The sequence below is a fragment of the Anabaena sp. UHCC 0204 genome, from assembly GCF_009711975.1.
GTDB lineage: Bacteria > Cyanobacteriota > Cyanobacteriia > Cyanobacteriales > Nostocaceae > Dolichospermum.
In genome coordinates, this window is record NZ_VIKW01000009.1 from 32,119 (window position 1) to 54,308 (window position 22,190).

Consider the following 22,190-nt stretch of genomic DNA (forward strand, 5'->3'; position numbering starts at 1 on the left):
TTCTCCAAGCGTACCGCATACTTTGATAATTGGTGATTAGACATCTCCGATAATGTAGAGACGTTCCATGGAACGTCTCTACAATGCTTCTAGGATACGCATATTTAAATTCGGTCGTTGTCTATTAGGAAAAATTCTGCTTCTTCCCTATCACCTCATTTAAAATTGCTCTAAATACTGGTTAATATCCTCAATAACGCGAGTAAGTTCTGCTTCGGTTGTCAGACGAATACCCATATTGCGAATTGTTAATAAAACTTTAGCTGCGAAAGGAGTAGGCCAGATATTAGGATTGCAGAATATTTCTATAAATACATCCCCAGTGTAACGATACTCTAAAGAGGGTTGGGGACTGACTTTACCTGTACCTGGAGTTTTACTAGCAACAACTTTGAGACTTTTCATCAATTCATCTATTGCTGCTTTTAATTCTTGCGCTGCTTGGGGTGAAAAACTGACGGAAACAGAACCTTCTACTAAATTCAGTGTGAGAGGGACAGAAGACATAAGCTACTTATTAAAAATTATTCGTAATTATCTATATTACCGGAAGATGTTCTCTACAATCTTTCTAAATTCTGCAAAGATTCCTAAAACTGAATTTTTGGATTTTAATTATAATTAATCTCAATAAAATCTAGATTATTATCAGGTGATAAATCTATTTTTCGTAGGTTGGGTTAAGGAACGCAACCCAACATTTCTGAGATTTTGTTGGGTTTCACTTCGTTCTACCCAACCTACAATTTTCTAAAAACTAAACGGATTCAGTGATAAAGAGATAAATTCTTAATTAGCAATTTTTTAGATATTTCCTATATATTTATTTTTAGAAATAAATACTTATTGTTGTTACAGTAAGAGTTAAAGAAAATAAGTTCTCTATTCCTTTTTTTTCATAAATCACAATTATAAACATAATGACTTACGATAATCGCTCGGATGTAAGACGAGTTTTAATTATTACTCTGTTACTTAACGTATTTGTGATGGGGTTAAAAGCTCTTGTGGGCTATTGGACAGGTTCTTTAAGTTTGCTTGCTGATGCTTTACATAGTGTGACTGATAGTGCCAATAATATCTTAGGATTAGTTGCTATTAAGTTTTCTTCACCTTTACCAGATCGGGAGCATCCTTATGGACATAATAAATTTGAAGCGGTAGGTGCTTTGGGTATTGCTGCATTTTTAGGAATAGCCTGTTTTGAAATTCTGCAAGGTGCAATCGAAAGAATTCTCAAAGGTGGTGAACCTGTAAGAATATCACCTCCAGAATTGTGGTTATTACTTATTGTTTTAGGAGTAAATATTTTTGTAGCGTTTTATGAACGAAATGTAGGGAGACGGGTAGGTAGTTCCATTTTAATTGCTGATGCTACACATACCATGAGTGATGTTTGGGTGACAATCTCCGTTATCGGTGGTTTGATTGGCGTTTGGCTGGGTTATCAATGGTTAGATGTGGCACTAGCTTTCCCAGTAGCTTTATTGGTATTTTGGAGTGGTTGGTCAGTATTAAAGGAAAATTTACCTTGGCTTGTGGATCAAATGGCGATCGCTCCGGAAACAATTCATGCGATCGCAGTTTCTGTCCCTGGTGTAATTAACTGTCATGATATCGCTTCTCGTGGTGTCATTGGTCGTCAAGCTTTTATAGAAATGCACTTAATTGTTAATGCACCAGATGTAGAAACGGCTCATCACATTACAGAAGAAGTTGAACAACAACTAGAACAACGTTTTAGTCCCGTCAGGATTTTAATTCATGTTGAACCACCTGCATATCAGTCTGAACATATTACTTTTGAATCTCAACAAACTTAAATAATTAAAAATTAAAATATGAATAATCACCTTTTACCTATTTCCGAATATACACCAGAACCCATAAAATTTATTGGCTTTACTCAACCTCATGGAGTCTTTTTAGCCATAAAAGAACCAGAATTAACTATTTTACAAGTTAGTAACAATACATCCCATTTTTTGGGTTTTCCTCCAGAAGATTTACTCAATCAGCCTTTAAGTAAATTTATAGATCAGGAGCAAATTAATGTATTTCTAGATTATTTATCTCAACAGGATTTACAATCTAGTAATCCTATTGAATTTACTATTAACGTCAGGGATGAAAATATAGATTTTGATGGAGTTATTCATCGCAGTCAAGACATATTAATTCTAGAATTAGAACCTACTCTTTTAGATAAAAGTAAGGTGTTTTTTAAATTTTATCCTTTAATAAAATTAGCTGTTTCTAAATTAAAAGGTGCTGATAGTACACCTCTGATCTGTCAAATTTTAGCTAAAGAAGTCAGAAAAATTACCGGATTTGATCGGGTAATGTTATATAAATTCGATGATGATGGACATGGTTATGTAATTGCTGAAGATAAATTAGACAGTTTAGAAACTTATCTAGGACTACATTATCCCGAATCCGATATTCCTCGCGTAGCTAGAGAACTCTTTACTTCTAACTATACCAGATTAATACCTGATGCTAATGCTAAACCAATAGAAATTATTCCCTGCCATAATCCAATTACAAATCAGCCCACAGATTTAACTAATTCGATGTTAAGAAGTGCTTCACCTTGCCATATTCAATATTTACATAATATGGGTGTTGCAGCTTCTTTAACTATCTCCTTAGTCAAGGATCAAAAACTCTGGGGCTTAATTGCTTGTCATCATCAATTACCTAAATATCTACCTTATGAAATTCGTAGTGCTTGCGAAATTTTGGGACAGATGACATCTTTAGAATTGGCAAACAAACAAGATAATCAAGATAGTGAATATAAAATACATTTAGCATCTATTCAATCTAAGTTAATTGAATATATGTCAATAGATAAAAACTTTATTGATGGTTTAATAAATCACAAAATTAATATACTTAATTTAGTTAATGCCCAAGGTGCAGCAATATGTTTTGATGGAGAATATATTACAATTGGCAATACTCCTGAACAAAAGGATATTCAAAAGCTGGTAGCATGGATAAATCAAAATCTACAAGAATCAATATTTTATACTAATACGCTATATCAATTTTATCCTCCTGCTGAAGAATTTCGGAATTTAGCTAGTGGGTTGTTGGTAGTTTCTATTGCTAAAAGTCAGAAAAACTATATTTTATGGTTTCGTCCAGAAGTGTTACAAACGATAGATTGGGCAGGAAATCCTTATCAACCATTACAAATTATGGAAGATGAAGGGATACCACTATCACCCCGTAAATCTTTTGAACTCTGGAAAGAAATAGTTCAGTTAAAGTCACTTCCTTGGAAATCCTGTGAAATAAATGCAGCTTTAGAATTGAGAAATTCAATTATTGGTGTGGTTCTGCGAAAAGTAGATGAATTGGAAGTATTAAATCGAGATTTAGAACGCAGTAATAATGAATTGGATGCTTTTGCTTATATTGCTTCCCATGATTTAAAAGAACCATTGCGAGGAATTCATAATTACTCTAATTTCTTAATTGAAGATTATGGTGAAACTCTCAATGAAGATGGCCAATCAAAATTAAGAACATTAATTCGTTTGACTCAACGCATGGAAGATCTAATTGATTCACTGCTGCATTTCTCTCGCTTAGGGAGAATAGATTTATCTATGCAGCAAATAGATTTGAATAAAATTTTAGATAACATTTTAGATTTGTTAAGTCCTCGGATTGAACAGGAAAAAATTGAAATTCGGATTCCTGAACCTTTACCAAAAATTTATTGCGATCGCGTACAAATAAGTGAAGTATTTAATAATCTCATCGCTAATGCCATTAAATACAATGATAAAGATGAAAAATGGATTGAAATTGGTTATTTGCCAAAAACTAACCCATTACAATTCTACGTCAAAGATAACGGTATTGGCATTAAAACTAAACACTTTAATACCATTTTTCGCATTTTTAAAAGACTACATGGACCGAGTAAATATGGTGGTGGAACAGGTGCAGGATTAACAATTGTTCAGAAAATTTTGGAAAAACATGATGGTAAAATTTGGGTAGAATCAATTTATGGTGAAGGTACTACTTTCTATTTTACATTGCAAGGTGATGAAGTACAATAGTCATAAGGTTTTCAAAACTTAATATTGTTTTAATTATTCTAGCAACGCTAATATAATAAACTTTCAGAATTATTAAATCATAATTCTATAAAAAAAATAATTAATAATGACCTATTACAAATTACTTGTATAATAGAAACTAATAATACAAATCTAAATCAAAACAATAATAAATGATTGGCAACTATACCAAACCTTTTTTAGTAATTGAAGATAGCGATGAAGACTTTGAAGCTTTTTCTAGAGTTGTTCAACAACAAGCAGTTGTCAATCCCATTTTTCGTTGTACTGATGGTGATGATGCACTAGATTATCTATATCGCAACGGAATTTATCAAGATTTCAATTCTTTCCCTCTCCCGGCAATTATTTTACTTGATTTAAATTTACCAGGAACAGATGGTAGGGAAGTATTAAAAGAAATCAAGGAGGATGAATATTTAAAAACAATTCCTGTAATTGTCTTTACTACTTCTTCTAACCCCAAAGATATTGAAGCTTGTTATCAATATTCTGTCGCTAGTTATATTTTGAAACCAATAGATATTAAAAGATTAATAGCCACTATTCAAGGCTTCATTAACTATTGGCTGGATCTTGTAATTCTTCCTGAACCTATTAACAAATAATTTTATTTCTCCAAACGTACTGCATACCACTGTAAATATTGTCCTGGTCCAACATCTAAATTACAACTTGTATCGAGCAAATATTGTGCTTTTTCGGTAACAGACTCCAATTTTTGCAAATCTGGTGGTAAATCTTCATCAGAAAGTTGTGATAAAGTTTTTTCTAACTTTGTTAATAACTCAGCCGCTGTGAGAAATTGTTCTGGTTGATTTGTTTCTAAAACAACAAAATCATCCTGCTGATACATTAATGGATTTGGCATTTTTGGTAATTGGTAATTGGTGACTTGCCCTGAGCGTAGCCGAAGGGTTGGTAATTGTCAATTGTCAATTGTCAATTGTCAATTGTCAATTCTCTACGATGGATATACTGGCAGAGTAAAATGAAACCATGCACCACCGTGGGGAGATGAATCTACCCAAATTTGACCGTAGTGGACGCGGATAATGCGTTGACATAAACAAAGACCAATTCCATATCCATCTGTGTTTTGATCACGTTGGAGACGGAAAAGATTTTCAAAAATACGATCGCGGTTTTCTTCAGGAATACCAGGACCACTATCACCAATACTAAATTGAATTTTTTGTGTAGTGCGATGCAGTCCCGCTACACTGATAATGCCACCCACAGGTGTATATTTGATGGCGTTATCTAAAAGATTTGTTAGCACTTGCCGAATTCGTTCTGGATCTACATACACATAGGGTAAATCTTGGGGAATATCTGTTTCTATAGTTTGAGATTTGGCAATGTAGCGATCGCTCAATTCCTCTAATACCTCTAAACACAGTGTTCCTAATTGTAACTTCTGTGGTGTAATAGGTAATTCCGTATCCTCACCGCGTCCCACTTGTAACAAATCAGCAATCATGCGATCAATGATCCGTGTTTGGGTGCGAGCTTGTTTTAATAGATGCAAAGCTAGTCCTGGTTTCAGGCGTTGGAATGCTCCTATATCTGGATTGTAATTAGATTGAAGAGTTTCCAGAGCGATCGCTGCCGCTGTGAGAGGATTACGAAGATCATGCGCCAAAATCGCAATCACTCTGTCTTTAAACAGTAGCTGTTCTTGAAGTTTCTCTTTTTCTTGCTTCAGACGAAAAATTTCATCTGCAAGTTGAATCAATTCCGCCGAAGTAGCAACAGAATGAATGGTAGATTTAGGCAAGATCACCTGACTGGTTTCATCCTCAACTTCTCGTAAATCTTCCTGTAATTTTAAAAAGGTGTCAATGGCAGTTTGCCAGCGCGGCCACCAAGTTTTTAATTCCGGGATGATATTAGTACCAGCAATAGTTTGTTGGGGTTCTGGATGAATCTTGACTAAAGCAGGAGTTGCTACTAACTTAAAGTGTTCGGCTAAATAGGGTTGTTCTCCAACATCAATAATTTGTAGTTCAAAACTATACCCAGTCTCTAATTCTTTTAAGTAAGCGCGAATTCGTTGCACTTGTTGACGGGACTTAGGTCGTCCATCTACAAATAGCAACAGTTGGAGTGGAGCTTCAGAATATATAGGCTGATCCTGGGAAACTTGCATGACATCTTGTTTCAGCACTGGTAACAACCTGGCGACGCTTTACAGAAAGTAAAATGGACTGACGTTGGTTGATGGTCGTTGTTTTTTCTAATTTAATATCTATTTTAGATTCTTCCTACCGTAATCCGATCTAGGTTTTTGATATGAAAGGAATTGTTTTCGGAATCTTGCTGCCTTTTGCCCTTACTTTTATACCGATTAGGCTTCTAGCTCAGGAATTACAGCCCCCGACCGATCTAAGTCAAAATCCGGATTTGCAGTCAACAGAGGATAGTTTTTATACTACAACTGCTCGGTTAATCCAGCAGCAAAAAAGATTAATTGCCCGGATGGAAGAGGCTTTTAACTCACCAGATGCTAATAAAATGATATCTGTACGAGGACAATTAATTACCCAGACTATTCAAATAGAGGGTTTTCTCAAACGTCAGTACCCAAATTCTCAAAAATTATGTAATTCCCAAGGGAATTTTTCAGATTTTTCTTCTTTACCTATTCAGTTCAATGAGTCAAGAGCGCAAATTTACTGTTCTTTGTTTGCGTCTAGTCAGGAATTGTTTAAACTACGCCCAATCATAGATCGGTTATTATCTCGACGGGGGGAAATAACTCTAGTCAGAGAATTACCCTTAGTTTCCGGGGAACGACAATTAGATCCTGTACTTCCTATCGCTCCTGTAGTGCGTCCTAACTTGAACAAACCAGCAATACCGCTTGATAACAGAGAACCAAATTTAACTACACCTCCTTTAGCAATTATTGGTAGAACCCAAAAAACAGCTATAGCTAATTATGTACCGCCAATGCAACCGGCGATCGCAGTACCAATAGAAGCATTGAATCATCTCCAAACTGCTACTCAATTCTTGCAAACAGCCCCAGGAGCATTTCCCAGTCAGCAGCAAGCTTTTACGGCATTAAACCGCTTGAATGATCGCACTAATTCCCCAGAACAAAAAATTTACGCTAACTTTCTGGAACTACCTAACACAGGTATGGTTAAGGTGTTACCTAATTCAGCTTACCATCGTCAGCCGAATGTTGTGCAGAATCGTTTAGAAGCTAATATTAACGTCTATCCTTTTCCCTTGGGAGTTGAGACTAAAGGCAGTTTTGTTCCCAGTTTACCACTTCAGGTAGTTGGCGAAAACTTTCAATTAGTTCCTGAAAATATAGATTATGGCTTTATTGTTGATGTCGGTGATCTCGCTTTAGAAAAATTGGATGGGAAACTGGCAGTTCTCAACAAGCCAACAAGAGATTTTTTCCTCAACTACCAGCCGCCCAAAGAGTTAGAATCTTTACAAATAGATAAACGCCGCTTTGTGACAGGTAAAGATCAGAACTGGAATCAATCACAAGTCATCTTAACTGGTGCAAAAGCCCAATTAAATCGTACCTATTTAGTGCGATCGCTCCAATTCCAACTTCCAGACATAATTCTCAATCGTCAACCCATAACCCGCCGTAATAGCCGCGCTAAACAGCAATTATCACAAGTTCCTAGTAGTGATACCATCATCGCCTTCCGCCCCGTTCGCAGTCATCTAGATGGCAGTTACACCATCCTTTGGCGAGTTCTTAACCAACTACCCGCACCGCAAATTGAAGATTTAGAGAAATACGTCCAGTAGGGGCAAACCCCCTGTGGTTGCCCCAAATACTACCCGCACCGCAAATTGAAGATTTAGAAAAATACGTCCAGTATTTGGGGCAAACCCCCTGTGGTTGCCCCAAATACCGGGGTAGGCACGGGGGCGCTACCCCTACATTAAATACCATCATAGCCCCTCCTCGCCTGCGGGGAGGAGGTTGGGGGTTGGGTTGAACACAGTGAAACCCAACAGAACCAATGATTGTCGCTAAAGTGGAATAACGGAAAGCTGGAAACTGGGAGATTGTGCTATAATTTGTCAGTGATTACATTATCAGAGATTTTATGATAACATTGCAAGAAATTATTAATTCATTAGCAAATTTGTCAAAAGAAGATCAAGATTTTCTATTTGAAACACTCCGCAAAAGAAGAGAAAAGGAAACTAAGCAAGTTAGAGTTCATTCCTTACGAGGGAAGTATTCTAATTTAGCTACAAATAGTGATGATTTTGCAGATAAGAAACAGGCAGAGATTGCTTTAGAAAATTAGCAAGATGAATATTATTTTAGATGCTTGTGCTTTAATTGCTTTTTTTAGAAATGAGATAGGGGCAGAAATTGTAGAAAACTATTTGTCTGATAATCAATATATTTGCATGATTCATGGCATTAATTTATGTGAAGTTTATTATGATTTTCTGCGAACGGGAGGAGATACAATTGCAGATGCTCTTATTGAAGATGTACAATCTTTAGGGCTAGTTATTCGAGATGATTTGACTATCAGTTTTTGGCCACAGGTAGGAGGTTATAAGGCAAGTATCAGAAGAATTTCTTTAGCAGATTGTTTTGCATTAACTCTGGCTAATCGAGAAAGTGGTATTTTAGTTACTTCAGATCGTAAAGAGTTTGAACCTGTTGTTTCTCTTAATATTTGTCAGATTAATTTTATTCGTTAGTTTATCTGGTTATTCGGTACATAGTATGCTTAACTAATAGTTAATAATTAGAATGAAAACTATCAACATAATTTCTAACATTATTGCCTTATGAACCAACCCATTCCTACAATTAATACACGACTTCTTGACTCTCTCGCTCAAATTATCCTTTCACTTTCTCAAGAAGAATATCAAATCTTAGTAGAAAAAATTCAACATTCTCGACAAAATGAATACCAGAAAACACAAAATATTGAATCCTTAAAACAGGATATAGCAGCAGGTATTCAACAACTCCAAAACGGTGAATACACAGAATATGATGAAAACAATTTATCTACTCTCATAACTTCAATTAAAGCACGAGGTCGGGAACGTTTACAAGGAGAAATATCTGAATGAATCGCTTTCGGATTTCAAAACTAGCAGAAAAAGATTTAGAAGATATTTGGATTTATCTCTCTCAACAAAATGAAATATTAGCAGACCAAAAAATCGCACAAATTTTTGATAAATTTCCGATGTTAGCTCAATTTCCTAATATGGGAACAAAAAGAGACGAACTAGAAACAGGACTTCGTAGCTTTCCTGTTAAGCCATATATTATATTCTAGACTCAAGATTCTGCAAGTTTAGAAATTGTCAGAATTTTTCATCAATCTAGAGATATAGAAAATCAATTTTCAAACGATGATATGTAGAAATTCTATTTAATTTTTTCCTTTGACTTTTGACTTCCGTTAAGCGAAAACCCTATTCTTTCGTGGAAAATGAGTGCTTAATAAATCTTTATAATGCTCTGAAAGCCTTATCTGCTACAATCTACAAGTCTCTGCAAGAAGAAAGGAGTATAACCGCTGCTCCACTCCCCTGCTAAGGTAGTAGGTAACGTACCCATATACTGCTTATATGTACTTAAATCTTTATATTCCCATAAAAGTAGTTCATCATATATCAAAAAGCCTCCCCCTGTGTCCTTCTTCCATCCCACCCTTTCGGCAAAACTATTATACCCTTGAGCGGTCCATTTTTTTGGAAATCTTTCCTTTTCCCATTCAAAATCTAAAGAATTGCCTATTTCCTTCCATATCCTTTTTTGGAGGCTAAAACCGAATTTTCCTTTGGAGTTTTTTAACCATAAATCATCTACTTTTCGTAAATCATTACAGTTAAAGTTTTTAATATCATTTACTTCTAAATAACCTGGGTTTTCTTTTTTAGCGGAAACCAGAATAAACTGCGAATTTTTACTATCTGCATCTTTCCATCTATTTTGCTGCATTAAATAATCTAATTCATTTAATAAATGTGTTTTTAAAGATTCATAATAAACTGTATTTGAGCTATCAGCATTTTGCATTGTATCAGTTTTTTTAATAAGTTCACGATAAAGATTAGCGACAATATCAGCATTGCCATTATAGAGAATATTCAGGTCTAACTTAAATAAATCAGTATTAGATTTTGATTTGAGAAGGTTATATTTCTCTAATGCTTTTTTGTAATCAGCTAAAGCTTTATTTTGTTCTTTTTCTAATTTCGCTTTTACATAATAAATATAAACTAAAGTCGCTAAATAGCTGGTGTCAGTTTTATCAAAATTATTTTCTTTTGGTAATTTTTCAATACTTTTAGTAAAATCTTCTTTGGCTTTCTTATATTTTGGATCTAATTGGAGATTTTTATCCTCTTCCTCTTCTGTTTTCGATAAAGATTCATATCCTGAAACTAAAGAACTATCTAATAAAGCTTCTTTAAGTTCTTGATTTGTGATTTTATCTTGTAAAACTAAACCTGCAATATTTAAAAATTGGTTAGCTTCATTTACTTGATTTTTTTGTTGTAGTTTAGAAGCTACTTCTGATAATTCTCTGATTTTAGCAACATTTTTTTCCATCTTAGCAACATTTTGATTCATTTTAAATGCAGCTATTCCTGAAACAGTTGCAAAACCTAAAGTGACAGATAAAAATATTAAACCAACCTTTGTTCTTTTTTTGGCAATTGCTAATTGTCTTTCTGCTTCCTGTTTAGCTTCAGCTTCAATTTTTATAGCTTTTTCTTCCTGTTCTTGTGTCCGACTAGCTGCTAAAAATTCCCTATCTTCAAAACCTAAATTTTTATCCTTTACCCAAACTTCAGCTTCTGCTAAAGCTTCCCCTCGCAATAATCGAGATTTATCCTGTTTACCTGATAATAACCATTGACGAAAACTATCTGCATAAGGACGTAAACTAGCTAAAGTTTTTTCAATCCATAAATTATCAAAGATAGTATGATAAATCTGATTATAAATTTTCAATTTACTGTCTTTGTTAACAACGATTCCTGCTAACTGTAAATCACTTTGTTCAATACTATTATCAGTATCAATTCCTTGTGAATACCAAATTTGTTGATATAAATCTAATAAATATGCTGTTTTCTGTTCATCTTTTTTTAAAATTCTATCCCGAATGGTTTTAAAATGGCTCTCATCATCTTGAGATTCGCAATTTTCAATAACTTTATTTTTGACTAAATTTTCTACAAAACTAGCTTCTTTTCCCGTCGGAATTTCATCTTTAGATTTACAAATAAAATTACAAATTTTTTGAGTTAAAAATGGCTGTCCTCCTGTCCAATCTAAAATCGCTTCGAGTACGGTTTCAGGGTTGCTAGTTTGGTGAGAAAATCCCTTGATTAAAGGTAAAGCTTCTGCAAATTTAAAACCTGTTAATTCAATACTTTTACCAATATTAAAAGGAGTCCGTTTTTTATCTTGAATTAATTCTGATGGTGTAGCAACTCCCAACAATACAAAGTTAATGCGGTTATATTCAGAATTATCAACTCTGAGATTAAAAAAGGCACGAATTAACGCAAAAAAATCATCAACAGGAAAACCTAAACTGAGGATACTATCAATTTCATCAATAAAAATAACAATTTGTGTAGGAACTAATTTTAAGACTTGATCAATAAATTTACCAAAAACCTGTACATTAGAAAGTCGTTTATTTTCTTCCCACAAAACATCTAAATCAAATTTATTATCTAACTTTAAATTTTCAGAAATATTATTAATAATGCCATTATACCATTGTTCAGAAGTTAATTCTGATGTGCCAATGGCGGTTAAATCAATAGCCATACAAGCAATTTCTTCAGCCTTTAATCTTTGCATGGTGCGGACACGCAAACTTGATTTTCCCATTTGTCGAGAATTCAATACAAAACAAAACTCTCCCGCTTTCACAGCTTGATATAAATCCTCATCAGCTTTGCGTGTGACGTAGGTAGGTGCATTAGGAGGAAGACTACCACCAGGTTGATAATAATTTTGGGAATTCATATTTTTATGCTAGATGAGTTAAAAGGGCAGTTAGAAACCCCGTCTACACAGGCAAAACCCATCTTCATGAGTTAAAAGGGCGGTTAGAAACCGCGTCTACACAGACAAAACCCACGAAGGTGGGTTGAAAAACTTGATAAAAAATCATTATAGGCAAAATCTGAACCCAATAGCAGTAGGACAAAATTTCCCCAGTCACCAAGCCCTAAAAATGCTAGTGTAGGAAGTGAAAATCAATTTGTGATTTCTTTGTGTTTTCCCGTAATCGCCCTGCTGTATTCCTGAGTTTAGCTGTTTTCCTATCTTCCTTAACAGCCTGTACTAACAGTCCATCTGCCAAAAATCTAGAACAATCATTAGCGGCTGATCCTCAGTTGCAAAATAATCCTGTTCCCTTTGGCAAACCTCAGAATCAGCAAGTAACCCCAAACCCAAACACATCAACAATTAAGTTACCTGCTGATTTTCCGTCAGATATTCCCATTTATCCCAATGCGGAATTACAGGAAATTACACCAACTAATTCAGAAAATAAAATATCAACTCGTTGGCAAAGTGCCGATCCTAGTAATTTAATTACCAGCTTTTATCGTAGCCAATTTCAGGCTAAAAACTGGCAGATTGTCCAACAACCTCAAGATGATGTAGAAGGCGCTTTTACAGCCCGACGCAATGATTTACTCATCAACGTCACAATTGTGCCACAAACCGTTACTAAAGCTGAAGCCAATCAACCTCAAACAGCCACTAAATTAGTAATTGAATATTCGCCTAATTCTCAAACTACAGCGAACCAAGTTACCCCATCAGATAATCCCGAATTTATCGGTCCATTATTACCTAAAACTAATAATACTAACGTAGTTACCCAGCCAACTACCCAACCAGAGACTTTAGCAAGCCAAGAATTTACGGATATTCAAAAAGCACCTCCAGAATGGCGATCGCACATTCAAGATTTAGCTACATTAGGTATTTTATCTATCGAACCAAAAACCAACGAATTTCTACCTGATAAAACCATCACTCGTCGAGAATATGCTCGCTGGTTAGTTGCGGCTAACAATGCCATGTATGCTAACAATCCAGCCAAACAAATTCGGTTAGCATCCTCCAGCACTCAACCAGCTTTTAGAGATATCTTAACTAAAGATCCCGATTTTCCAGTTATTCAAGGATTAGCAGAAGCAGGTTTACTTCCCAGTGCCTTATCTGGAGATGCAACAGCGGTTTTATTTCGTCCTGATGCCCCTGTAACGCGAGAACAAATGCTATTATGGAAAGTTCCTTTAGATACCCGTCAAGCCTTACCCGCAGCCAATTTAGAAGCCGTTAAACAAACTTGGGGTTTTCAAGATGCAGGTAATATTGAACCCAAAGCATTAAAAGCAGTTTTAGCTGATTTCCAAAATGCTGAACAATCAAATATTCGCCGAGTTTTTGGCTATACAACATTATTTCAACCGAAAAAACCTGTAACTCGTGCCGAAGCTAGTGCAGCTTTGTGGTATTTCGGTACTCAAGGTGAGGGAATATCAGCAACAGAAGCCTTAAAGCTGAAGAGTTAAGGTTATTAATTGTCAATTGACAATCGTCAATTGTTTTATTTATCGGAAATCACCCAATTAATATTTTTTCGGGTTGATAACGGATTTCATGAGTGCAGGGACGACCTAGTTCAATATCAGTTATATTACCCAAAGTAGTCTCAGCAATATTCTCTAAAGCCTCTTTCGTAAAAAAGGCTTGATGTCCAGTAATCAGAACATTCGGAAAAGTTGTCAAATGCTGAAAAACATCATCTTGAATGATTTCTCCAGACAAATCTTCAAAAAATAATTCCGATTCTTGTTCGTAAACATCTACACCGAGATAACCAATCTGCCCCGATTTTAAACCCTCAATTACTGCTTGGGTATCAATCAACGCACCTCGACTAGTGTTAATAATCATCATACCCGGCTTCATTTGAGCGATCGCATCACTATTAATCAAATGATGAGTTTCCGGCATCAGAGGACAATGAAGAGAGATAATATCAGCATTAGCTAAAAGCTCAGGTAACTCTACATATTTACCACCTAAAGCTTCTAACTCTGGATTGTGATAAACATCATAAGCCAGAAGATTACAGCCAAAGCCTTTCATAATCTGTCCTAAAATTAGCCCGATTTTACCTGTACCAATAATCCCTACTGTGCGCTCATATAAATTAAATCCTAAAAGCCCATTCAGAGAAAAATTACCTTCACGCACACGATTATAAGCGCGGTGAATTTTGCGATTCAGGCTTAAAATCAATCCTACCGCGTGTTCTGCGACTCCATAGGGTGAATAAGCTGGCACGCGGACAATATTAATTCCTAGCTTGGCTGCGGTTGCTAAATCTACATTATTGAACCCTGCACAACGCAAAGCAATAAGATGAGTTCCCCCAGCAGCAAGAATTTCTAAAGTAGGTGCATCAACTTGATCATGAACAAATACACAAACACAGGGAAATCCTGCGGCTAAGATGGCGGTATCCCGATTTAGACGGGGTTCAAAAAATACCAACTCATATTGAGTTTGAGAATTTGCAGCTTCTAAAAACTGCCTATCGTAATTTTTTGTACTGAAAACTGCTACTTTCATGCCAAATCTCAGGCTATATGCTGCATGGGTTTCTCGTCCATCATAACTTGACTTCAAAAAAGGCAATGTTCAACAAGAGGAAGTCTAGACAAAACGGGAAAACCTTCTAAGCAGCGTATATCAAGGATGTCAATTTGTTGGTGTAGCTGTTGGTGTAGCTGTTGGTGTAGCTGTTGGTGTAGCTGTTGGTGTAGCTGTTGGTGTAGCTGTTGGCGTAGCTGTTGGTGTAGCCGTTGGCGTAGCTGTCGGTGTAGCTGTCGGTGTAGCCGTTGGTTTAGCCGTTGGTTTAGCTGTTGGTTTAGCCGTTGGTGTAGCTGTTGGTTTAGCCGTTGGTTTAGCTGTTGGTTTAGCCGTTGGTTTAGTCGTTGGTTTAGCTGTTGGTTTAGCCGTTGGTTTAGCAATAATGTTCTTAACTTCTTGATCTAGTTTTTGGCGAAGTCGTAAATCAGCAATACCAGTTTCTGGAAGCTGGTGTTTTTTCTGATACTCTTTTACCAACTCTTCTATTCGGGGACTGTAAAATTGATCACCGGGTAATAGAGGATTTGGCTTGAGTGCAGCATTCAAATTACGTTGGAGAATTTGAACGATAATAGCAGCATGATTTTGGGTTTGGGGACCAGCTTTTCCATCCACCTTTAGCTTGTAACCTGTTTGAAATTCAGTAATACCCTTTTTAGTTTCTTCGTCGGTAAGGGGATTTTTTGTAACTTTAATGTTATAACCTAACCCTCGTAATACAGAGCGGAATTCATCGGGCTGATAGTTGCGCTCACGAGCAGCAAAAGCTATATTTGAAGCCACAACACTAGCTGTTACGAAACAGGTTAGAGCAATACTCTTACTATATTTTCTTATATTACACCACATCATCAAAACTCCTTAGTAGTAAGATCAAGAATGATACCAGTCTATTTTAAATTTATTTAACAATTGTTTTAGCAATAACTAGTCATCATAGTTCCTAAGTTTACACTATAATCGTTTCATTAAAAAAGCGGTGTTGCCGATTTTAGGGATGAAAATAATTTTGCATATGTTTAATACCTTTGTAGAGACGTTCCATGGAACGTCTCTACTCCGAAAATCATACGCCAATATGGCTACGCCACGCAGGCTATCAGCAACGCCCTTTTTTATATCTACCTAAATTAGCAACATTTCAAGAATATTTAACTTCTGCAAAATTCGATTGCCGATAGTAAGAATCATAGCCTTTAAGTTGGCATTTATCACCATTAGCAACTATCCCTAATACATTGATTGGATATCTTTTGAGGCTATCCTGAACTTGTAAGAGGGCTGATTTATCTGTTTGATTCATTTTGACAACTAGTATGAAACCATCAGTATGAGGAGCTATTAATCTAGCATCTACTAAGCCTAATATTGGGGGAGAATCATAAATTACTAAATCAAAATTCAGACGCAAATATGACATTAGTTGCCTCATTTTTTCTGATGACAACAACCTCGCCGGATCAGGTGGTATTGGTCCTGAAGTAATCACAGATAAATTATTCATTCCCGGCATTTCTTGAATCACCTGCTCTACTGCTATATTTGCAGAAATTAAATTACTTAATCCCCATAAGTTATTTAATCCTGAGAGTTTGTGAACTTGTGGACGGCGAAGATCAGTATCTACGAGTAATACCCTTTTTCCCATCGCAGCAGCTATTTGAGCTAAATGAAATGCTACTGTACTTTTACCATCTCCGGGAAGAGAAGAAGAAATTATTAAAGAACCAATTGGTTGATCAGAATTGAGTAATTGAAGATTACCATATAAAATTTGTAAAGATTCCCAGAATGCTCCTTGACTATAATAACCAGACTGGGTAATCTGACTAGCAAACATATTAGACAATTGATGCTTGTTTCTAGAATAATCATCTGATAGTTGTTCTTTATTACTTACCTTACCTGCAATATCTAAAGATGAATTATTAGCTATAGTTTTATCAAAGGGAAGTCTTCCTAATATGGGTAGTTTAATCTTTTCTTGCAGAGACTCAATGTTATGATATGTATTATCCATCTCTTCAATGAGTAAGGCTGCACCAATGCCTAACAAAGAACTAGCCACCAATCCTAATAGTAAACTGCGGGGAATATTGGGGTAAATTGGCAATTCTGCTAGAGTAGGTGATTGAATTAATTCCCAAGGAAGTTCTGTTTGTGCTACCTCTATTTGCAGCTTTTCCCGATTACCTAAAAACCTAGTCAAACTCTCATTGGCTAGTTGTAAATTCCGCTGGATATCAGTGTATTGCCTCGATAAAACTGGTAATTGCTCTAATTCTCTTTGCAGTTGTTGTTCTGCTTGTGCCTGTTGTTGACTATCTGCTTCTATTCTCTGAAGTAAAATTGTAGCTTCAGCTAATTTGATAGTTAAAGTTCGTTTTGCTTCTTCTCTAATCAGGGGGAAGAGGTTATCTCTTTTTTCTTGTAAGGTTTGAACGACTGGATTATCGGGTTGAAATCGAGCTAATTCTCCAGATATTTGGGTTTCTAATTGGCGTTGTTGAGTAATTAATTGTTGATATATAGGGGCATTATTAATTGCAGCAAATTGTCCTTCTTGTCCCTGTAAACTCATATAATTAGCTCTGGCAGCAGCTAATTGTTGATTTATTGTTAATCTTTGTTGCGTCAGAGATTGGATTTGTCCAGAAATTCTTTGAGATTGGCTTTCTGGATCAATAAAATTATATTTTTGTCGGAATATTTGCATTTCTCTTTGTAACTGCGCTACCCGTTTTTGGATATCAGGTAGTTGTTTTTCTACAAATTGAATTCCTTGACGCAGTTTTGTTTGCCGCTTGTCTAAGCTGTAGTTTAAATAGAATTGGGAAATTGTATCTAATATGAGTTGAATCTTTTTAGTATCATGACTTTGATATTTAACTTCGATTACTTTTGTTGCACCAAAGCGACGAATAGTTAAACCTTGTAGAAGAGCATTATAAGTAAGATCAGGATATGCTTCTTGCAACTTTGTCAAAACAGGTTGTAGCAGTTCTGTACTTTTGAGAACCTGAATTTGACTTTCATAATCTAGACTACTTCCTGAAGAAGCGTTAGAATCGAGTAAACTTAGTTTCCCTACTTTGCTATCATCATTGACAGATTCAACTAAGATTTGAAAGCTACCTTGATATACAGATTCTTGGTTCAGTGTTGAATAACTAACACCAGCCATTGTGACAGAGACTACCCCTGTGATAATAATGGCTCGACGTTGTATAAGACCAAAAAAGCGTTTTAAATTCCACTCATTAGCCTCTTCTGGAAACGGCGAAAAGGTTGCATAGGGAGATAATTTAGGGCTGGGAATAGAGTCGCCGTAATAACTTCTGTGGGTTGTTGTTTGCTTCTCAATCATTGATTTTTATTGGGTAAATAGTAAAGTAAAGATATATAAATGTTTTTTACTATTGTGAAAAAATATCGTTTGTTATTTCGGCAATTAAAAATAAACTTGAAAATAAGTCAAAATGCAAGTAGTAACTTAGATAACAAGATACAAAAATGCTGCATTGTATCAAAATTTTGGTAGAGTCTTTGTTATACAGAAAGCATTTTTACATTTTACACGCTTATTTGTCATTTGTCTGTATATATAGCGATAGTATTTTAATTTTGAAAAAATCTCAGTATTTATAGGGTGCGTTAGGCAAATTGTCAGAATCAGGATTTAAGGATGAACAGGATTAAGACTGAGATTTTATCACCAATTACCTCTTGTCAGCCTTAATTTAGATGAGTAGCAACTTGGGTTAAGTATTTGTAGGGTGCATTAGGCAAAGCCGTGAAGTACCATTAATCAAGCGTACATACGTATCTTGATGGCTTCTCCTCCCATAAGGGATACAAAAATCAAATATTAGTCCTATATTACTAATGTAATTGTGTTTAGTTATAGACTAATGTTTGTAACTCTTATTTTATGCTCTGTAATAAATAATACAACAAACTATAAATAAATCAGGTATATAATTTAAGAGTTATTTAATTTTCCCTGTGGTGTCGTGGGATTCTGTCCTTTTTTTGATTGGTTGAGCAGGGTTGCCTGAGTAGATTATATTCGCTTCTAAGGATCTTGCTGTAACGCTGCCTAGTGTTAAAACTGCTCCCTTACCAATGATAACACCAGGTCCGATGACTGATTTAGCTGCTATCCAACTACTCTCTTGAATATGAATAGGGGCGGTAATCAGTTGAAAATTGGGTTGATTCCAGTCATGATTACCAGTGCAAAGATAAACTCCTTGGGATAGACACACATGATTTTCGATGACTACGGTAGCTAGATTATCAATCCAGGTATCTTCCCCAATCCAGACATAATTACCAACAACTAAGCGCCAGGGAAACTTGATGCGTACTCCTGGTTTGATGCGGACACCTTTACCGACACTTGCGCCAAAAATTCGCAAAATCCCAACTTTTATAGATGATATAGGAAGCCAATGACTTTCCACTAAAGGTGAGCCAACAAAGTACCACAATAATTGCTGAATATACGGCGCACCAGGTGTATAAGTACCAAGACTATAATTATCTAGACGCATATAGGATATAATTAAGATTTTAATTTATCAGATTCTATAAGATGTATACTTAGAAAAATTTCTGCTAAAACTCTCTGAAATGTATAGTACCAACCGTGCCACCCATCAAGAATACCGCCTTTGATAATTAAACAATAGACTAAAATTATTAAAGGTGCTAGGATTTTCTTTTTACGAATGCGATCGCCTAAACTAAGTTCATGATTAGGAGTTGCCAATAATTTTTTACTTTCCAAAATCATATAACGATCTTGCGCCCACAACCAACGACTCAAAGGTTTGCGATCGTCGTGGTGAATGTAAGCAGAGAGTTGTTCAGATTTACCTTCTACAATTACTCTATGAGAGTGTCCATCATCTTGGTAAATTGCTTTTTCCCTTCTGTAAATAACCTTTCTAGGTGGAAGCAAAGTGCCACGTAAGGGTTTCCCAAATACACAGTATTTGAATCTGACACTATAACTGTCTATATCTGACTTTATTGATAGTTTTTTAATTTCATTAATTAAATCATCAGTTAATACATAATCTGCATCTATAGATAGTACCCATTCTGATGAAATCTTCCCTAATCCATAGTTACATTGACTAGCAAAAGAATCAAATTTTCTTTGAAATACTTCTACTTGAGGATAAGAAGATAGAATTTCAAGTGTTTCATCTGTACTATAACTATCAATTACAACAACTCTATTAACCCAATTGAGTTTTTCTAGAGTACGATTAATATTAGGTGCTTCGTTATATGTCAGTATGAGAGGAGTTAAATTCTTCGGCATAAGTTTTATTTAATGAACATCAAAAAATGATCTGAGAATTAAAAAACCAGCAATAATGCCCACCATTAATCTAATTGGTTTCCATAAATCATTCGTGCTACTATATCTTGCTGTTACAAGTATCATAATTGGCAGAGTAGTTGCAGTGTATCTACTAGAAAACAGATGAACTATTTTAAAGGGAGTCGAACATAATAACAGGAAATAAATACACAGAAATACATAAATTAAATCATGTTTATTCTCTATAATCATTTTGAAAATAGCAATTAAAAAAAATAATCCGAATACAGCTAAAAAACCAGAACTAACTTTAGTATAGATAATTAAAGATAAGGAATCTGGAAATATTTTACTAGCAAGTGATTTCGCTGGAGTTATTGTAAGAAAATTATAAAATATGTTTGTTGTAGATAAAATGGTACTGCAAAATATTGTAATTAATAACAGCTTTCTATTTAAAATAAAAATTTTTGGTGCGATTATGACCATAATAATAGCTGCATAGGCAAAAGAAAGAAAACCGTTAACAATAGAAAATGTTTCTTTAGAGATATAACCTGGTTTAGCTAAGTGCAAAGGAGGTACGATTCCTCCCCATATTATAAATACAATTATTGGTAGCATTAAAGCAGTAAATAAAAACGAATATATATATTTTCTTTTATCTATATCTTTAATTAGAAGTATAGGAAATGCTAATAAACCGACTAAAAATGTTTGTCTTCCAAGAATAGAAAAACTAAATAATAAACCACCTAATGATGAAGCTATTAGTTTAATTGGATATTTTTGGTTTAGGGATGTCCATTTAGAGTCAAATTCTTGACAAAAGGCTAACAAAAAAAGATACAACCCCATAGATGAAAAAAACATGGCGGGGATTTCTGATAAAGCCATTCCTGAAACTGGCCAAAGAATAGGTGCAGAAATCATTCCCATCACATGAAAATGGGGTTTTGCATATCCTAATATTTTGAGAGAACTAATGAGGATAAAAAATATGCCAATAAGTAATAAAAAGTTTACTAATCTGATATAAGGAACTTGAAGATGAGTAATTGGTTGCAGAAGATAATGTATAATAACTGTTAATGGACCTACGGCAACTTGGGAATCACGTAGGAATTCAATTGATATCCCTAATTTATTAATTAGCGCTATGTCTTGATCTAAATAGAAAACTTCATCAAATATAGGTGGTTTATTTTCTAATAGGGTATTTAAGAATAAAATTACTAATCCACTGATCGAAATGAGGAAAGATAAAAATTGATTATTCTTAATAAGATCGGCTTTTAATGCTTTTATATAATATGTTTGCATTGTTATTTGAACTGCTAGTAAAGATTAATATTTTTATAGCTATACTCATTCTCTCAATGTCAATAATTACTCTGGATGAATATATACACTAGAACATAGCATTGATTTCCAAATATAAGGAAGTCTACCTGCAAACTTAAACTTGATGTTTGTATAATTTTCTGATTTGAGTAACGTAGTCATAGTTGCTACAGAAAAGAATTTGATATGACCTCCATCCCATAAAGTAGTCAAATGCTGATCCATTTTACCTGTTGCAGCAATAATCAGGTTTTTTAAATAGCCATTATAGGGTGTAGTAATAATTAAAAGCCCATTCGGCTTAAGACATTTTTTGATATTTCTCACTAATTCTTTTGGATAAAATAAATGCTCAATAACCTCACAGGAAATAATAATATCAAACTTATCTCCTAACTCTGTATAGGGAATATTGTAAATACTTCCTTGAATAAACTGACAATCCGGAAAAGATTGAGTTGCAAACTTAACACCGGATGCAGACTCCTCAAGCCCCACCACTTCATATCCATTTTGTGCAATAAAGTTGCTGAAACTACCATTACCACAGCCAATATCTAAGATGCGAAGAGGTTGCTGATTAGCATTTAGAGAAGCAAATTCAGATATCATCTCTAAGAGAGGTTTGCTCAAATAGGCATGGTGATGATTAAGTTTAGCATCAGCATAGGAATATTCGTATTGCTTAGAAACCATGATGATAATCAACCCTTATTTGTATTAA

At 34.9% G+C, this 22,190-nt stretch carries 20 protein-coding genes; 9 read left to right on the forward strand and 11 right to left on the reverse strand.

Annotated elements, in window-relative coordinates; genetic code table 11:
* Positions 1 to 159 precede the first annotated feature (159 nt).
* On the reverse strand, positions 160 to 507 hold the full coding sequence (locus tag FJR04_RS09270; protein WP_168493897.1) for a hypothetical protein: 348 nt from the start codon (positions 505 to 507) through the stop codon (positions 160 to 162).
* Between the two features lie 413 nt (positions 508 to 920).
* Between FJR04_RS09270 and FJR04_RS09275 the strand changes: the two genes are divergently transcribed.
* The 3 genes from FJR04_RS09275 (at position 921) to FJR04_RS09285 (ending at position 4,714) form a co-directional block, all read left to right on the forward strand.
* Positions 921 to 1,823, forward strand: coding sequence for a cation diffusion facilitator family transporter (locus FJR04_RS09275; RefSeq protein ID WP_168493899.1), 903 nt, complete (start codon positions 921 to 923; stop codon positions 1,821 to 1,823).
* A gap of 18 nt (positions 1,824 to 1,841) precedes the next feature.
* A complete protein-coding gene (locus FJR04_RS09280) occupies positions 1,842 to 4,085 on the forward strand; it encodes an ATP-binding protein (RefSeq protein WP_168493901.1) in 2,244 nt (747 codons plus the stop codon).
* A 173-nt stretch (positions 4,086 to 4,258) separates the two neighbouring features.
* On the forward strand, positions 4,259 to 4,714 hold the full coding sequence (locus FJR04_RS09285) for a response regulator (protein WP_168493903.1): 456 nt from the start codon (positions 4,259 to 4,261) through the stop codon (positions 4,712 to 4,714).
* 2 nt (positions 4,715 to 4,716) lie between these two features.
* On the opposite strand, the gene FJR04_RS09290 is transcribed toward FJR04_RS09285, so the two are convergent.
* Together FJR04_RS09290 and FJR04_RS09295 are read right to left on the reverse strand one after the other, a co-directional pair.
* Complete coding sequence (locus FJR04_RS09290) at positions 4,717 to 4,977, reverse strand: chlororespiratory reduction protein 7 (RefSeq protein WP_168493905.1); 261 nt, start codon at positions 4,975 to 4,977, stop codon at positions 4,717 to 4,719.
* A gap of 93 nt (positions 4,978 to 5,070) precedes the next feature.
* The gene (locus FJR04_RS09295) at positions 5,071 to 6,276 is read right to left on the reverse strand and encodes a histidine kinase (protein WP_174763524.1); all 1,206 of its coding nucleotides are present in this window, start codon (positions 6,274 to 6,276) and stop codon (positions 5,071 to 5,073) included.
* Between the two features lie 236 nt (positions 6,277 to 6,512).
* Between FJR04_RS09295 and FJR04_RS09300 the strand changes: the two genes are divergently transcribed.
* The 5 genes from FJR04_RS09300 (at position 6,513) to FJR04_RS09320 (ending at position 9,409) form a co-directional block, all read left to right on the forward strand.
* Positions 6,513 to 7,892 (forward strand): hypothetical protein, encoded by a 1,380-nt coding sequence (locus FJR04_RS09300; protein ID WP_371717563.1) that lies wholly within the window; start codon positions 6,513 to 6,515, stop codon positions 7,890 to 7,892.
* A gap of 305 nt (positions 7,893 to 8,197) precedes the next feature.
* Positions 8,198 to 8,404 carry a hypothetical protein gene (locus tag FJR04_RS09305; RefSeq protein WP_168493909.1) on the forward strand — a complete coding sequence of 69 codons (207 nt, stop codon included), beginning with the start codon at positions 8,198 to 8,200 and terminating at the stop codon, positions 8,402 to 8,404.
* A gap of 4 nt (positions 8,405 to 8,408) precedes the next feature.
* Positions 8,409 to 8,813, forward strand: coding sequence for a PIN domain-containing protein (locus tag FJR04_RS09310; RefSeq protein WP_168493911.1), 405 nt, complete (start codon positions 8,409 to 8,411; stop codon positions 8,811 to 8,813).
* Between the two features lie 90 nt (positions 8,814 to 8,903).
* Positions 8,904 to 9,197: a hypothetical protein gene (locus FJR04_RS09315; protein WP_168493913.1), complete on the forward strand. Its 294-nt coding sequence runs from the start codon at positions 8,904 to 8,906 to the stop codon at positions 9,195 to 9,197.
* Positions 9,194 to 9,409, forward strand: coding sequence for a type II toxin-antitoxin system RelE/ParE family toxin (locus tag FJR04_RS09320; protein ID WP_168493915.1), 216 nt, complete (start codon positions 9,194 to 9,196; stop codon positions 9,407 to 9,409). The genes FJR04_RS09315 and FJR04_RS09320 overlap by 4 nt, the downstream gene beginning before the upstream one ends.
* A 194-nt stretch (positions 9,410 to 9,603) precedes the next feature.
* Here the strand turns inward: FJR04_RS09320 and FJR04_RS09325 are convergent, their stop codons facing one another.
* Positions 9,604 to 12,129: an AAA-like domain-containing protein gene (locus FJR04_RS09325; protein ID WP_168493917.1), complete on the reverse strand. Its 2,526-nt coding sequence runs from the start codon at positions 12,127 to 12,129 to the stop codon at positions 9,604 to 9,606.
* Positions 12,130 to 12,380: 251 nt separating this feature from the next.
* Here FJR04_RS09325 and FJR04_RS09330 point away from each other — a divergent pair, with 251 nt between their 5' ends.
* Positions 12,381 to 13,697, forward strand: a complete 1,317-nt coding sequence (locus tag FJR04_RS09330; protein WP_168493919.1) for an S-layer homology domain-containing protein — start codon at positions 12,381 to 12,383, stop codon at positions 13,695 to 13,697.
* Positions 13,698 to 13,746: 49 nt separating this feature from the next.
* Here the strand turns inward: FJR04_RS09330 and FJR04_RS09335 are convergent, their stop codons facing one another.
* From FJR04_RS09335 to FJR04_RS09365, 7 genes are all read right to left on the reverse strand, one after another.
* The gene (locus FJR04_RS09335; protein ID WP_168494346.1) at positions 13,747 to 14,763 is read right to left on the reverse strand and encodes a 2-hydroxyacid dehydrogenase; all 1,017 of its coding nucleotides are present in this window, start codon (positions 14,761 to 14,763) and stop codon (positions 13,747 to 13,749) included.
* A gap of 129 nt (positions 14,764 to 14,892) precedes the next feature.
* Positions 14,893 to 15,633, reverse strand: coding sequence for a peptidoglycan-binding protein (locus tag FJR04_RS09340; protein ID WP_168494348.1), 741 nt, complete (start codon positions 15,631 to 15,633; stop codon positions 14,893 to 14,895).
* A 292-nt stretch (positions 15,634 to 15,925) separates the two neighbouring features.
* The gene (locus FJR04_RS09345; RefSeq protein ID WP_168493921.1) at positions 15,926 to 18,151 is read right to left on the reverse strand and encodes a polysaccharide biosynthesis tyrosine autokinase; all 2,226 of its coding nucleotides are present in this window, start codon (positions 18,149 to 18,151) and stop codon (positions 15,926 to 15,928) included.
* Between the two features lie 622 nt (positions 18,152 to 18,773).
* Positions 18,774 to 19,340 carry a WcaF family extracellular polysaccharide biosynthesis acetyltransferase gene (locus FJR04_RS09350; RefSeq protein ID WP_168493923.1) on the reverse strand — a complete coding sequence of 189 codons (567 nt, stop codon included), beginning with the start codon at positions 19,338 to 19,340 and terminating at the stop codon, positions 18,774 to 18,776.
* 11 nt (positions 19,341 to 19,351) lie between these two features.
* Positions 19,352 to 20,119 carry a glycosyltransferase family 2 protein gene (locus FJR04_RS09355; protein ID WP_168493925.1) on the reverse strand — a complete coding sequence of 256 codons (768 nt, stop codon included), beginning with the start codon at positions 20,117 to 20,119 and terminating at the stop codon, positions 19,352 to 19,354.
* A gap of 9 nt (positions 20,120 to 20,128) precedes the next feature.
* Positions 20,129 to 21,445, reverse strand: coding sequence for a hypothetical protein (locus FJR04_RS09360; RefSeq protein ID WP_168493927.1), 1,317 nt, complete (start codon positions 21,443 to 21,445; stop codon positions 20,129 to 20,131).
* A 66-nt stretch (positions 21,446 to 21,511) separates the two neighbouring features.
* The gene (locus FJR04_RS09365) at positions 21,512 to 22,162 is read right to left on the reverse strand and encodes a bifunctional 2-polyprenyl-6-hydroxyphenol methylase/3-demethylubiquinol 3-O-methyltransferase UbiG (RefSeq protein ID WP_168493929.1); all 651 of its coding nucleotides are present in this window, start codon (positions 22,160 to 22,162) and stop codon (positions 21,512 to 21,514) included.
* Positions 22,163 to 22,190 lie beyond the last annotated feature (28 nt).

Coding starts and splice junctions, on each gene's coding strand:
- FJR04_RS09360 (WP_168493927.1), bottom strand. CDS start 21,445: ATGCAAACATATTATATAAAAGCATTAAAAGCCGATCTTATTAAGAAT.
- FJR04_RS09365 (WP_168493929.1), bottom strand. CDS start 22,162: ATGGTTTCTAAGCAATACGAATATTCCTATGCTGATGCTAAACTTAAT.
- FJR04_RS09340 (WP_168494348.1), bottom strand. CDS start 15,633: ATGTGGTGTAATATAAGAAAATATAGTAAGAGTATTGCTCTAACCTGT.
- FJR04_RS09345 (WP_168493921.1), bottom strand. CDS start 18,151: ATGATTGAGAAGCAAACAACAACCCACAGAAGTTATTACGGCGACTCT.
- FJR04_RS09280 (WP_168493901.1), top strand. CDS start 1,842: ATGAATAATCACCTTTTACCTATTTCCGAATATACACCAGAACCCATA.
- FJR04_RS09315 (WP_168493913.1), top strand. CDS start 8,904: ATGAACCAACCCATTCCTACAATTAATACACGACTTCTTGACTCTCTC.
- FJR04_RS09335 (WP_168494346.1), bottom strand. CDS start 14,763: ATGAAAGTAGCAGTTTTCAGTACAAAAAATTACGATAGGCAGTTTTTA.
- FJR04_RS09310 (WP_168493911.1), top strand. CDS start 8,409: ATGAATATTATTTTAGATGCTTGTGCTTTAATTGCTTTTTTTAGAAAT.
- FJR04_RS09325 (WP_168493917.1), bottom strand. CDS start 12,129: ATGAATTCCCAAAATTATTATCAACCTGGTGGTAGTCTTCCTCCTAAT.
- FJR04_RS09305 (WP_168493909.1), top strand. CDS start 8,198: ATGATAACATTGCAAGAAATTATTAATTCATTAGCAAATTTGTCAAAA.
- FJR04_RS09285 (WP_168493903.1), top strand. CDS start 4,259: ATGATTGGCAACTATACCAAACCTTTTTTAGTAATTGAAGATAGCGAT.
- FJR04_RS09290 (WP_168493905.1), bottom strand. CDS start 4,977: ATGCCAAATCCATTAATGTATCAGCAGGATGATTTTGTTGTTTTAGAA.
- FJR04_RS09275 (WP_168493899.1), top strand. CDS start 921: ATGACTTACGATAATCGCTCGGATGTAAGACGAGTTTTAATTATTACT.
- FJR04_RS09355 (WP_168493925.1), bottom strand. CDS start 20,119: ATGCCGAAGAATTTAACTCCTCTCATACTGACATATAACGAAGCACCT.
- FJR04_RS09320 (WP_168493915.1), top strand. CDS start 9,194: ATGAATCGCTTTCGGATTTCAAAACTAGCAGAAAAAGATTTAGAAGAT.
- FJR04_RS09350 (WP_168493923.1), bottom strand. CDS start 19,340: ATGCGTCTAGATAATTATAGTCTTGGTACTTATACACCTGGTGCGCCG.
- FJR04_RS09270 (WP_168493897.1), bottom strand. CDS start 507: ATGTCTTCTGTCCCTCTCACACTGAATTTAGTAGAAGGTTCTGTTTCC.